Origin of the sequence: Bifidobacterium pseudolongum subsp. globosum, assembly GCF_004155535.1 — a bacterium.
Classification (GTDB): domain Bacteria; phylum Actinomycetota; class Actinomycetes; order Actinomycetales; family Bifidobacteriaceae; genus Bifidobacterium; species Bifidobacterium pseudolongum_C.
This window is the reverse complement of sequence record NZ_RYUH01000009.1, coordinates 274115-287341: the sequence shown is the minus strand read 5'-3', so window position 1 is coordinate 287341 and position 13227 is coordinate 274115. Positions and strand designations below refer to the sequence as shown.

Annotated in this window: 12 protein-coding genes and 1 riboswitch; of the genes, 4 read left to right on the top strand and 8 right to left on the bottom strand. The window is 63.8% G+C overall.

Translation table 11 applies throughout. The features are described 5' to 3' along the window. Position 1: 1 nt before the first annotated feature. The 5 genes from PG2093B_RS03890 to PG2093B_RS03870 form a co-directional block, all read right to left on the bottom strand. A complete protein-coding gene (locus PG2093B_RS03890) occupies positions 2-2521 on the bottom strand; it encodes an ATP-binding cassette domain-containing protein (RefSeq protein ID WP_129897382.1) in 2520 nt (839 codons plus the stop codon). Between the two features lie 74 nt (positions 2522-2595). Next, complete coding sequence (locus PG2093B_RS03885) at positions 2596-3216, bottom strand: ECF transporter S component (RefSeq protein ID WP_129897381.1); 621 nt, start codon at positions 3214-3216, stop codon at positions 2596-2598. Between the two features lie 59 nt (positions 3217-3275). After that, a riboswitch (TPP riboswitch) is annotated at positions 3276-3390 on the bottom strand. A 52-nt stretch (positions 3391-3442) separates the two neighbouring features. Then, positions 3443-4528, bottom strand: a complete 1086-nt coding sequence (locus tag PG2093B_RS03880) for a hypothetical protein (RefSeq protein ID WP_129897380.1) — start codon at positions 4526-4528, stop codon at positions 3443-3445. 14 nt (positions 4529-4542) lie between these two features. Next, positions 4543-5154, bottom strand: a complete 612-nt coding sequence (locus PG2093B_RS03875; RefSeq protein WP_129897379.1) for an ATP-binding cassette domain-containing protein — start codon at positions 5152-5154, stop codon at positions 4543-4545. A 5-nt stretch (positions 5155-5159) separates the two neighbouring features. Continuing rightward, a complete protein-coding gene (locus PG2093B_RS03870) occupies positions 5160-6248 on the bottom strand; it encodes a hypothetical protein (RefSeq protein WP_242502814.1) in 1089 nt (362 codons plus the stop codon). A 361-nt stretch (positions 6249-6609) separates the two neighbouring features. On the opposite strand from PG2093B_RS03870, the gene PG2093B_RS03865 reads away from it, so the two are divergent. Together PG2093B_RS03865 and PG2093B_RS09055 are read left to right on the top strand one after the other, a co-directional pair. Next, positions 6610-7245 (top strand): response regulator transcription factor, encoded by a 636-nt coding sequence (locus PG2093B_RS03865; RefSeq protein ID WP_165369697.1) that lies wholly within the window; start codon positions 6610-6612, stop codon positions 7243-7245. 116 nt (positions 7246-7361) lie between these two features. Next, positions 7362-8069 carry a hypothetical protein gene (locus PG2093B_RS09055; protein ID WP_242502813.1) on the top strand — a complete coding sequence of 236 codons (708 nt, stop codon included), beginning with the start codon at positions 7362-7364 and terminating at the stop codon, positions 8067-8069. Between the two features lie 9 nt (positions 8070-8078). On the opposite strand, the gene PG2093B_RS03855 is transcribed toward PG2093B_RS09055, so the two are convergent. The 3 genes from PG2093B_RS03855 to PG2093B_RS03850 form a co-directional block, all read right to left on the bottom strand. After that, a complete protein-coding gene (locus PG2093B_RS03855) occupies positions 8079-9221 on the bottom strand; it encodes a sensor histidine kinase (RefSeq protein WP_129897377.1) in 1143 nt (380 codons plus the stop codon). Positions 9222-9314: 93 nt separating this feature from the next. Further along, complete coding sequence (locus PG2093B_RS08950; protein WP_165369696.1) at positions 9315-9476, bottom strand: hypothetical protein; 162 nt, start codon at positions 9474-9476, stop codon at positions 9315-9317. A gap of 50 nt (positions 9477-9526) precedes the next feature. Continuing rightward, complete coding sequence (locus tag PG2093B_RS03850; RefSeq protein WP_129897376.1) at positions 9527-10894, bottom strand: dipeptidase; 1368 nt, start codon at positions 10892-10894, stop codon at positions 9527-9529. A 100-nt stretch (positions 10895-10994) separates the two neighbouring features. Here PG2093B_RS03850 and PG2093B_RS03845 point away from each other — a divergent pair, with 100 nt between their 5' ends. Then, the gene (locus tag PG2093B_RS03845) at positions 10995-11600 is read left to right on the top strand and encodes a DUF3043 domain-containing protein (RefSeq protein WP_129897375.1); all 606 of its coding nucleotides are present in this window, start codon (positions 10995-10997) and stop codon (positions 11598-11600) included. Positions 11601-11736: 136 nt separating this feature from the next. After that, a complete protein-coding gene (gene lpdA / locus PG2093B_RS03840) occupies positions 11737-13212 on the top strand; it encodes a dihydrolipoyl dehydrogenase (RefSeq protein ID WP_129897374.1) in 1476 nt (491 codons plus the stop codon). The last annotated feature ends 15 nt before the right edge of the window (positions 13213-13227 follow it).

The following is a 13227-nucleotide window of genomic DNA, read 5'->3' as shown; positions in this document are numbered from 1 at the left end:
GTCAGTTGCCGAGGAACGAGAACGTGCCTGCGCATAGGGCGGCTGTGAGCGCGGCCACCGGGATGAGCAGGCAGACCACGAGGAACCAGCGGTCACGCGCGCGCACCACGCTGACGCGCGCGTGGCTGCGCGGCTCGTCGGAGCCGAACCCGCGCGCCTGCATGGCCACGGCGAGCGTGGTGGAACGGCGTATCGACAGCACGAGCAGCGCGAAGGCCTGCGGGAAGAACGACTTGAATTTGTTGTCGTCGCCCAGTCCGCGCGACCGGCGTGACGCGGTGAGTGCGGCCCAGTCGTCCTGCAGCACGGAGAACAGGCGCATGCCGGCGAGCCCGCCGTACACGAACCGGTCGGGCAGGTGCAGCAGCTGGCTGAACCCGTCCGCCAGATCGGTCGCGTCGATGCCGAGCACGGCGATGATCGCGGGAATGCCGATCGCGAGGATGCGCAACGCCGTGGCGAGCGCCAGCTCGGCGGACCGGTCGGTCACGGTGATCCATCCCCAGTGCCACCATGTGCTGCCGCCCGATTTGCCGTACAGCAGCACCGCCAGGGCGGAGCCGGGCGCGCCGATGAAAATCGGCCACGTGGAGCGCACGATGCGCCACGGCGTGAAGCCAATGGCCATGAGGATGAGCACCTCGAGTCCGAGCGCCACGCTCGCGGAGACCCAGTCGAGGCTCAACAGCAGTGGCAGTGAGGCCAAGAATGCGCCGCACAACCGGCAGACGGGGTTGATTGAGGCGAGCAGGGGCGACCTGCTCGCCGGTTTGATCGTGTCTTCGCGATCGTTGACCGCGCTGACCGCGATGTCGGTGGCGTGCGCGGCGGGCGCGGCATGCAGGTCCGGCTCATGCGCGGACTGCGGATCCGCAACCCATTCACCGTGTGCGTCATGCGGCACGAGTTCGACGACGCGCGCGCCAAGCGCGGTGACGAGCTCGCGGTCGTGCGTAACGACGATGATGCTGACACCGTCGGAGCGCAGGGAGTGGATGAGGCGCACGATCTGCATCCATGTGCGCCGGTCCTGCCCGAAGGTCGGCTCGTCGAGGATCAGCACGCGCGGTGCGGCGGCGAGCGCGGCGGCCACGGTCAGACGCCGCTTTTCGCCGCCGGACAGTGTGTAGGGGTTCATCCGCGCGTATTGGTCGAGGTGGAACCGGCGCAGCAGTTCCATGCCGCGCTCGCAGGCCGTCTGTTCGTCCACGCCGGTGCGTGTGGGTCCGAGCATGACTTCGCCGAGCACGCTTGAGCAGGCGAACTGGTGCTCGGGGTTCTGGAAGACGTAGGAGATCCGCGAGGCGAGCTGGCGTGACGTCCAGTCGACCGGCCACGAGTGCTGTGCGTCGGGGGCGAGCGCCGCTCCGGCGACGACGCGGCCGGTGATGGGTTCGAGGAGTCCAGCGAGGGTGAGCGACAGGGTGGATTTGCCCGCGCCGTTCGCACCGACGAGCGCGGTGATCTGGCCCGGGCGGAACGCGAGGTCGATATGCTCGGCGATGGCATCGCCGCCCCGCCCAATCGCCAGGTCGTCGGTCGTGAGCACCGGTTCGCCTATGCCATCGGCCGGCTCGTATGCGGGCTCATCCTCGGTACGGATGCGCGTGATCTCGTCTTCGGCGCGGCGGAACCGTTCGGGCACCCAGATGCCGAGTTGCGCGAAGTCAAGTGTGGGGTCGGTGAACACTGCTTCGGGCGTGCCGTCGGCCACGACCACGGTGTTGCGGAATGTGCTGCGGTCGATCTCCTCCTCGAACCCGCGCTGCTCCACTTGGCGCGCGTCGTGTTCGGTTTCCAGACCGAGCACGACGACGCGGTCGATCATGTCGACCCACCGGTCGGCGCGGTGCTCGACGAGCACCATCGTCGCCCCGGTTCGCGTGAGTACATCGCCCACGGAGCCGACGATCTGCGCCACACCGTCGGGGTCGAGATTGGCGGTCGGCTCGTCGAGCAGCAGCACACGCGGCTGCATCGCGAGCGCACCGGCGAGGGCGAGCCGCTGCATCTGGCCGCCGCTCAGATGCATGACCGAACGGTCGAGCTGCAGGCCGCCCATGCCGACCGCGGCGAGCGCGGCGTCGACGCGCGGCCAGATCCGCTCACGAGGCACGTCGAGGTTTTCCGGGCCGAACGCCACATTGTCGCCGAGGCGCTGGAAGACGGCCTGCGCCTCCGGGTCCTGCAGTACGAGTCCCACGGCGCCGCGCGCGGCATGCGTTTCGACGCCGCCGACCAGGATCTCGCCTTCGGTGACACCACCGTCCGCGTCTTCGACCTGCACGCCGGTGTCTTGCGCCGCGGTCTGTGCGGCGGATTCGTCGCCGAGCAGACCGGCCACACCTTCGAGGATCGTGGATTTGCCGATGCCGGAAGCGCCCAACAGCAGGACGCGCTCGCCGGCGTTGATCGTGAGGTTGAGCTTGCGCACGGCGAAATGGTTGCGTGAGGCATGCCGGTAGCCCCAGTCGCGGAACTGTATCGAGGCGGCCTGTGGTGCAGATGCTGGAGTGGTCATGGTTTCTGCTGGTTCCTTTGCGGTGGTGGATATGCCGATGCCCCGGCGCGTTTGGCCGGGGCATCGGGATTGGTTCAGCGAGTGCGGTTGCGCACCATGCGGCCGGATGCGAAGTTGTCGAGCGCGCCGGTCTTGGCGATGCCGATGTAGAGGTACCACATGGCGACGCCGGCGAAGACGAGCCCCGACAGCACGGTCGTGACCAGATAGACGATGCCGTAGGAGCCGCTGATGTCGATGGCCTGCAGGTGGGTGAAGAACGAATACGCCCAGCATCCCAAGCCACTGAGCGCACCGGAGAACATCATGACCGGCAAGTTCCATTTGCGGTATGCGAACACGGCGAATGCGATTTCAGCGCACAGGCCCTGCACGAACGCGATCAGGAATGTTTCGACCCCACCCCACATGTTGCCCATGAGTGCTTCGAGCACGCCGGCGACAACTTCCGCATAGAGCGCAGCCCCCGGTTTGCGCACGATGACGGCGGCCAGCGGCCCGGCGAACAGCCATAGGCCATTGAAGACGCCCGCGAGCCCGGGCACCACGGCCTCGAGCACGGACCAAGGGGCGGCGCTGAAGATCGCCACAGCCCAATAGATGAGGGCGGATGCCACGCCGATGACCGAAGCCACGGCGATGTCGACCACACGCCATTTCAAAACGGGTTTTGCTTCCACAACCGAAGCAGACATAATGAGTGCCTTTCTCTTTCCTGTCCATATGGACGCCGGTGTGGCGCCCATGGCGATAAGGCACGGGAAATTCGACGTCCGTGCGCCGGCATTGTCCGGATTCACGTTCAATCGGTCGAGGCTTGGCCTCTCTCAGCCGATGCGCCGCGCGCATCAGCCCCCGTGTCGAGTTCCGAGTCTAAGGCAGGCCGGGGACCGGCCTCACAACCCGGGCCACATGTCCGGCTCACCGGCCTTTGAAAAGGCGGAACAATTGCGACTGCCGCACAGCCAGGCCACTGGCGAGCGCCGTAAGCACCACGGCGCACAGCAACGCCACTGGGGCACGGCATGCGGTCGCGATGACCAACGCGGTGTCCCCGACGGCCATGCGCACACCGTAGGCGGCGATGAGCGCGCATGAGCCCGCCGTGGCCAATCCAGCCCATACGAGCGTCTCCACGCATATGCCGAGCAATTGCGCCGGTTTTGACTCCCCTGAATGCAGCGCGGCGGCGTATTCGAGTCTGCGCATGCGCACGGCGATCACACCGATGGCAAGGCCCAGAAACGCCGCGAGGAACGGGATCAAACGGGTGGTGCGCGCCATGTACGTGGCATACGGGTCGTAGTGCGCGTCGAAACCCTTGTTGAGCGCGACCACACCGGCCTGGTTCTGCCCATTGCCCACACGCAGCGTGGCGTACAAGAGGTTGCTCGTCGGTTCCGAACGCGGCCATTGGCGTATCCAGCATTCGTTGTAGTCGCCCAAGGAGGCGGCGCGTGGCACAAGGAACGCGTAGGCGAACCGTGTGTCCCGGCCGTCGTTGGGCCAGGGGTAGACGCCCGCCACGGTGGCGTTGCCATGGTCCGTGGCCAATATGGAGCCGACCGTGAGCCCGAAGTCATGCGCCACGTCGGTCGACACCCAGATCCCCGACGTGTCAATTGGTGAGGCGACGGCGCCATTCGACGCGATGAGCGCCAGCATGCCCTGCGTGACCTCGAATGATTGCAGGGCGTTGTTCGGTGTGGACAACGGCGTGACCTCCTCACCGGTGCGCATGGCGCCCGATTGCGCGACGGGGGCGTCTGGCACATGGGCGAGCCGGTCGCATGCGTTGCCGTCCACCGTGCCGCCGACCACTGTGTCCACGTCGGCCATGGCCTCCACGCGCGTCATGGCCTCATGTTCCATGGCCACGACCGTATAGGCTTCGTAACCGCCCAGCAGCACGCCACCGAGCAGCACGGCGAGGAACAGTGCTATGGCGTGCGCAGTGCCACTGCCCACATTGCGCATCGCCTCAGAGAGTATCGACTTGAGTCTCATGGCCTTCCCCCTGTTCACGCCTCGGGTGCGTACTGTGCAAGATCGACCACATGGTCGCAGGCGTCCCTGGTATCGGGATCATGCGTGGCCACCAGCACGATCATGCCTTGGTTCGCAAGATTGCCGAGCACATGGCTCACCGAATGCGCGGTCCGTGTGTCCAGTTGTGCCGTGGGCTCGTCCACGAGCAGCATGTCGGGCCGTGAGCACACGGCGCGCGCCAACATGAGCCGTTGCGCCTCGCCGCCAGACAGCTCGCTGAACCGCCGGTCGGCCGCATGGTCCAGATCGAACAGCCCCATCGCCTCCAAGGCCTGCGGTTCCGCTTCCTCACGGCTGAATCCCTTGGCAAGCAGCGGGAACACCACATGGTCCAATGCGCTTCGTTGCGCCACACCCACCGGATTCTGGAACACCCAGCCGGTCCGGGCGATGCCCTCGCGTTCCACACTGCCCGCATACGGCTTTTCCCAACCGGCGAGAATCGACAGCAGCGTGGACTTCCCGCAACCGGACGGGCCACAGATCGCCACGGTCATTCCCGGCTCAACGGTCATGTCAAGATGTTCGAACAGCAGATCGGTTCCGGGGAACCGGTGGGCCAGGTCATGCACTACCAACCGCATGCCGCTCACCCGCACCGCAAGGTGGCCAGCGTGGGGCCGATCAGCACATCATGCACGTCGTTGGCATCCATGTGTTCGGGCTGTACAAGCGATGCGCCCAATTCGCTTGTGATGATGCGCACCGGTACCGTCTCGGGCGCTTGCGTCGTGCCCGTGGCGATGCAAGCCGAGGCCCCATCGGTACCGAACACGGCGCCGGCGGGTACCCGCAGCGTTTGGATGGTCTGGTTCAGCGTGAGCTGGGCGTCCATGCCTGCCGCCCGTTCTTCCGGTGTCTTGCCTTGGTAGCCTTCCGTGGCGGCGATCTGTGCGAGCAGGCCGGCATCGGTGATCTCCGTGGAGCCTGCGGGCAGTGGTGCCGCAACACCGAACACCGTCAGTGTGCGCTCCTTGTCGGAAGGCGATCCGTTGCGGATCGCGAGCTTCACCAAGCCGCCCGGCACCGTACCCAACGGGGCGCCCGCCTGCACGGCGCTGCCCTGGGCTGCCGTCCAGTCCCGCACGTTCACCACATCCTCGGGAATCCACATGGTGTCTGACAGACGCATGTCCATGTCCTCTGGCGCAACGCCGTCCGAATTGCCTGAGTCCACCATGAGCTGGCGCCAGCCGTTGCCGGTGTTCCAGTTGTATTCCGCGGATTGCGGCACACTGTCGTAGCCCAGCCGGCCAAGCTCGTCGTTCAACGAGCGGACATCCTCGCCCTTGTCACCCACCTTGAGGTCGCGGTACAAGGGTGTTGCGGTGTGCAGGGCGACAACGGTCCTATCGTTGACCTGGTAGGCGCGTGTACCGGAACGCAGCTCTCCCACCGTCCAGTTCTCGGTCACGGTGCCGCTGGCGTTGCCCAGCAGGTCGCGGTTGCCGGAGACCGTGGGCACCACGTTCACCTGTTGTGTGCCGGAGTATTCCTGCACACTGGCCGGCGCCGATTCCACCATGCTTGGGGCGCCAAGCACCGACGGCGCGCGGTCCGGCAACCACAATGCGCACGCCCCCACCGTAAGCGCGGCGGCGGTGGCCGCCGCAAGCAACACCCAAGTCAACGCGGGTGCGGCTCTGCGCTTGCCATTGTGTTGCTGCTTCCTCGTCATGACCCCTCCCCTGCCTCGCGGTATGCCACAGTGCATATCCAGTCTCGCGCACACTTCCTGCGAGCGCAACCGGCATGCGCGTTATGTGTATGTCCAACACCTCCCAAAGCATAGAGAGCCTCACGGGATTTTCCGCACCACGGGTGTTGTTGTCGTCTTTGGATGACAGCAGATATAGTCACTTGTGCGCCTTATTAAGCCTTATTAAGTCGTATGGCGGTTATTTTCAGACCAACAGCGAAGGCGACTCTGATGCTCCGCATTGATGTGCCGCTGCATGCACCGTCTCCATTAGTATGATGGGACATGTTCAGAAGGGGGAATAATGCGCTATCCGGGAAAACACATCAGAATCGGGATCGTGGACAACGACGCCCTTGCCTTGGAGGCCTTGCAGTATGTGGTCCGTACCTATCTGCCGCAGAGCGAGGTGATCTGGAAAGAGACCGACGGGAACAGGGCGGTGTCCCTCTGCTCGGCACCCGCCACCAAGCCGGACGCGCTCATCATTGACGCCTCCTTGGAAGGCATGACCGGAAGTGAGGTCTGCCGGCGCATCCGCGCCAACGATGCCGAGATCATACTCGTGGGAGTGACTTCGTTCATCCTTGCCCGCTTCCATGACGCAATGCTGGACGGTGGGGCGCAATGCCTGCTGCCCAAGGACAGGCCGCAGGCCATCTGCCAAGCCGTCATGGCTCTCTGCGAATGCCGGATACCCGCCGACGGGCGTTTCTCCACGGAAAGCGCTGCCGAGGCCCACCGCCGTCTCAGCGAGGAACAGCAGGTGGCCCCTCTTCGCATGGTCATGCTGTCTCCGCGCGAAGAAGAAGTCATGACGTGGATCGATCTGGGCAAAACAACCTCGTGGATCGCCAGACGGCTCAACACCTCCGAGTCCACCATCAAAACCTATGCGCAGCGCATCTACGCGAAACTGGGTGTGCGCACAAAGGTCGAGGCGATCATCGCATGGCGCGACAGACGGGGCGAATAATGCCATGTAGTCTTTTGCCGACAACACCGCACGGTTTGCCACGAGCTTTCCCCGAAACGGCTATAATAAAATATTTGGACTGTACTCGACGGAGAAGTCACCATTTGAGGGGTATCATGAGAAGCATTCACAAGATATTGTCAGTAGTCACAATCATCGCTTGTGTTGCCAGCCTGTCGTCCTGCTCGAAGAGCGAAGCCGAATCCAACAATGCCATGACAGGAGTTGATACCGGAAAATTTGCAAGCGGAATGACCGACCTTATCGATTCGTTGCTTGATGATGACCAATACGATGAGTCACAGAAAGAAGTCCTACGGGCTGCGCTGCAACACGATGGGGAGATTTCGTATGCTTCCTACAGTGCAGCATGGGAGTCCTATAGGCAGTGCTTGGTAGATAAGGGGTACACCAAACCACCGCAGAATCTCACCAACGGCATTTACTTCGCACCGCCATACGTATCGTCTGAGGGTCTAACGGAAGAGCAAGACCGCAAACTGAATGACGACATCGGTGAATGCCGAACATCACGGGTTGCTGCCATCGATTTGGCATACCGGACACGGCTCGGCAATCCTGAGTTCTATGGCGATCCTGAGGTAGCTTTGGTCGATTGCCTGCACCGCAAGAACCTGGTGCCACAGAACTACACGATGGACCAATACCGGAAGGAGTCCGACCTGTATATGAATGATACGAGCGAACACGCATTCGACCGGTTCAGCTTCGACATCAACGACAGTGACACGCTCACCTGCATGGCCACAACCGCACCAACACTTCTCCAACCCCGGTTGGAGATATGGAAACCACTAGGCTGACAGGGCGGCCTATTCAGCCTCCTGCAAAGGAATGAACGCCCGTGTATGCCATTGGACCCCATCCGCTGACCCAACCAGTGTGCCACCGAGTTCACGGACCACGGTGGTGAGGGACTGCAACCCACTGCCGCCGTAGTCCACCACTTGGCCCTCGGCGGCGATGGTGTTGCGCGCATCCATGCGGATGCCGTCTGCACTGATGCCGATGGACACCGCATATGGCTGCGCGGGATCGGCGTGTTTGAAGATGTTCGTATAGATCTCATGCACCACCATCAAGGCGACCGACGAGGTCTGGAGGACGCGCGTTGTGGCCGCGTGTTCATCGATGCGCACATCGGTATGCCCTTGGAAGCCGTTGTCGCGCAGGTATTGTTCGTCTTCGTCGATTTCCGCACGCAGGTCCCGCGTGAACGCATCGAACTGAAGTTCCTCGCTTTCGCCGCTGTCGTGCAATTGGCGGATCAGTGTGCGCATGTCCAGCTGGGCGGCGCTGCTGTATTCCACGATCCGCCGCCAGACATCCGCATCCTCGCCATCAGCAGTGTGTTGGAACTGGGCAATCATCGAGATGGCGGAGAGTTTCTGAGACAAGGTGTCGTGGATGTGCGCGGCGAGCATCTGGTCGCGGCGCAGGATGCGCAGTTCGGATTGTGCGCGCAGCAGTTGGCGGTACTTGCGGTTGCGTTCGCTGTTCCACCGGAAGAAGCGTCCGAGAACGACGATGAGCGTGTAAGCAGCGCAGAATGACGTCACCGTTTGCGCAGGCATGAACTCAGGGCGCAGCACACCTTCGAGGATGGTGTAGCAGATCACGGCCACATACACGGCGATGGCGCCGCGGTTGCCCAGTTTATAGCTCAGGATGAGCAACGCCATGAGCATCATATACGACGTGAACAACCCATACCCGGCAATGGCGTATTCGCCTATGCCATTGAACACGAGGATGGCGAGCGCGGCCTGGACAGGGAACCAGTAGCATGTGACCGCCAGGGCCTGCACGATGACGAGGGCGGTGATGATCGCGGCGCCGTTGGCTTTGCCGAAGTTCCATATATCGAATTGCAGCATGCACGAGAACATCGCAATGACCAGGAAAAGATAGGGATGCCGGATGTGGCCGAGGATGTCGATGAGTTTTTGCTTCATGATGTATTACCTAAAAACAAACATGCCGTCATGGTAAGGGGCCAGCCCGTTGACTGGAAGGAGGCCCTTACTCCTGGCTGGTTCGGGTAACGGTCAGCACAGCCCGAGCGCATGGGCCCAGGGAGGGCAATATTCCATCGTGGACGGATTCCTGCCCTCCCCCAGTTCCATCGAACGCATGTCGGCCGGCGCGGCCGGCGCGACGGCGGTGGTCGCCACAAATGCGATGGTCGCAATGAATGATGAGATGCCCATGATGCATGTCCTCCTGTTATTCACATGGTCATTGGATGCATCATCCCATCTTAGCGGTTGCTGAGTTTGTCGAGCAGCAGCGCCTCCGCCACCACGTCGTTGCGCAGACCGGGAACACTCACAGATTCGTTGGGGCTGTGCGCGTTGGACTGGGGGTCTTCGGGGCCCGTCACGAGCACTTGCGCATGGGGGAAGATGCGCTGCAATTCAGGGATGAACGGGATGGAGCCGCCTTCGCCCTTGTTCACCGGATCGACGCCAAAGGCCTCACGCAACGCCTCCTCGGCATCGCGGGTGGCCTCGCACTGCGGGTCCATGGCCCAGCCCATGCCCTCGTCGAGCGGCGCAACATGGACTTCGGCACCGAAGGGCGCATGTGATTCAAGGAACGTCACCATTGCCTGCATCGCGGCGTGCGGCTCCTGGGTGGGAGCCACGCGCAGGCTGATGCGGAACCGCGTTTCGGGGCTGATCACATTGAACGACCCGTCCACGGGGTGCGCGTCGAAGCCGATGACCGTGGCGCTCGGCTTGGTCCACAGGCGCGAGGCGAGCGAGCCGGTGCCGGCGAGCTGGTAGGAATCGACCACACCGCTGTCGGCGCGCATGTCCACTTCCTCGATATCGCGGTCCAGGCCGCCGATGGGTTCGCCGCCTTCCAGACCGGGGATGGCGAGTTCGCCATGCTTGTTGTACATGGAGGCGATGAGCATTGCGGCAAGTGTGTTGGCGTCCAGCACCGGGCCTCCGTACTGGCCCGAATGCACCGGATGGTCCAGCACCTTCACGTGCACATCGCATGTGGCGTTGCCGCGCAGGCTCGTGGTGAGCGACGGCACGTCCGGGGCCCAGTTGCCCGAATCGGCCACGATGATCACGTCGGCCGCGAACTCGTCACGATGCTCCTGGATGAACGGGATGAAGCTGGGGCTGCCCATCTCCTCCTCGCCTTCGATGAACACCTTGATGTTCACACCCAGATCGTCGCCCAGCGCTTTGAGCGCGCCGTAGTGGATGGCGATGCCACCGGCGTCGTCGCATGCCCCGCGGCCGTACAGGCGGTCACCCACCTGCGTGCCGGTGAAGGGGTCCGTGTCCCATTCGCCCGCGTCGGGCACCGGCTGCACGTCATGGTGCGCATACAACAGCACGGTCGGCGCCTCGGGGTCCACGGTGAGCGAACCGATGACCTCCCATGCGCCCGGTTGGCCATCGGCGCCCGTCGCCTGCGCGACCCGCGCATCCACACCCGCCTCCTGCAGCAGCGAAGCCACATATTCGGCGGAGCGACGCATGTGCTCGCCGGCGATGCCTTGCGAGGAAATGGCCTTGAGCGCGATGCGGCGCTTCACCACGTCGAGGATGCCGTTCCAATCGTCATCCACACGGTTGCGTATCTCTTTGGCGGTCAGGATCATGCTTGCTTCCTTCGTATAGTCATAAGGGTCTCGAATCTGTGTCCGTGAGACATTGTAATGACTTGGGGCGCGTCTACGGATTCCCGTACGCTTGCGAACCATGGCAGTGTTGAAGCAAGACAAGGATTCCGCTTCCGAACAGAAGGTTGAAGCGCAGAGCGAACAGACGGGCAAAGGCCGCCCCACCCCCAAGCGCAAAGAGGCCCAGGCGCAGAAACTCCGCCCGCTCGTGCCCAAAGACAGCAAGGAGCAGCGCAAGCGCGCCAAGGCCCGCATTCGCGAGCGCGAGAACATCGAATACGAGGCCATGCGCACCGGCGACCTGCAGCACATGCCCAAGGCCGAGCGCCTGCCGTGGCGCGTCTACACGCGCGATTACATCGACGCGCGGTTCAACATCGGCGAGTTCTTCATCCCCGTCGCCCTCGTCATCCTGATCGCGTCGGTGATCCTCACCGCCGTCTACCCCGACCCGGTCATCACACTGATCCTGATGACGGTCCTGTACGTGTACCTGTTCGCGATCGTCATCGACGTGGTGGTGATGTGGCGCAAGCTCAAGAAGCTCCTGATCGCCAAGTACGGCGAACAGTCCGTGGCCAAGGGCATGCGCACCGGCTCCTATGCGTGGAGCCGCGCGATCCAGCTGCGCCGCTGGCGTCTTCCCAAGCCGCGCTACAAGAAGCGCGGGCACTGGCCGAAGTAAAGCCTGTGCACCCATTCGCTTCAGGGCGGTCCGATCGTGTGCGATCGGACCGCCCTTTCTTGAACCCTGTACTACGACTACAATCGGGGGCAGCCGGCCGTTTTTCGGGTCCGGGTCGATCCCACAAAGGAGCACGATGGCACAACAGTTCGATATCGCGATCATCGGCGCGGGTCCCGGCGGGTACGCCACCGCATTGCGGGCGGCGCAACTGGGCAAGCGCGTCGTCATGGTCGAGCGTGACGCCACGCTCGGCGGCACATGCCTCAACCGCGGCTGCATCCCCTCGAAGGCGCTCATCACCGCCACGCGCACCTTGGACACGATGCGGCATGGCAGGCAGATGGGCATTGTGGCCTCGCTTGACGAGATCGACTTCGGCCAGTTGCGCGACTACCGTGAACACACCGTCTCGACGATGACGCAGGGCCTGCGCGGCCTGGTCGCGTTCCGCGGCATCACCGTGTACCAAGGCGAGGCATCGCTCGACGCGGACCACACGGTGCATGTCGCACCCTCGGACGGCAACGCGCATGTGCGGCGGTATGCGGAGGACGGCGGTTTCGAAGACGTCGACGAGCACTTGGAGATCCAGGCCACCGACGTCGTGATCGCCACCGGTTCCTCGCCCCGCCCGCTGCCCGGCACGCCGTTCAGCGCCGCGGTCATCGATTCGACGCACGCGCTTGAACTCAACACGTTCCCACACAGCGCCGCGATCATCGGCTCAGGGGCCGTCGCGCTCGAATTCGCGTCGATGTGGCGGTCGGCGGGCTGCGACGTCACGCTGTTCATCCGCCACGGCAACGTCCTCTCACACAGCGACCGCCGCGCCGCGCTCGCACTGAACCGCGAACTCAAGCGGCTCGGCATCACGATTGTCGCCAACGCGCAGGTCACGCATGTGGACACCGGCGAGAACCTGGGCGCGGTCGTGCACTACACCACGGCCGACGGCGGCGAGCAGACGTTCGCCTCCGAGCTCACGCTCGTCGCGATCGGCCGCACGCCGAACACGCAGGCGCCGTGGTTCGCGAGCAGCGGGCTGCAGGTGGACGACGACGGCATGATCCCCACCGACGCGTATGGGCGCACCAATCTCGACCATGTGTGGGCGGTGGGCGATGTGACGCGCGGGCAACTGCTCGCGCACCGCGCCTTCGCCCAAGGATTGGTGATTGCGGAATCGATCGGCGGCCTCGACCCGCAGCCGGTCGACGAGCACACGGTGCCGAGCGTGATCTTCTCCACGCCGGAATTCGCGACTGTCGGCCTGACGTTGCGTGAGGCGCAGGCGGACGAGCGGTACGCCAACGTGCATGAGACGATATTCCCGGTCATGGCGAACGCGCGCATGGTCATGAGCGGCATGGGCGGCTCGTTCTCCATCGTCACCGGTGCATTGCGCGACGGCGACGGCACGCAGATCGTGCTCGGCGTGCATGTGGTGGCGCCGGACGCGAGCGACCTGATCGCCGAGGCGCAGCAGATCGTGGCGAACCACATCCCGCTGCACGAGGCCGCCAATGCGATCCACCCGCACCCCACGTTCAGTGAGATGATCGGCGAGACGCTGCTCAAGGCGGACGGCCGCCCGTTGCATATGCGCTGAACCGCACCGCCGTGC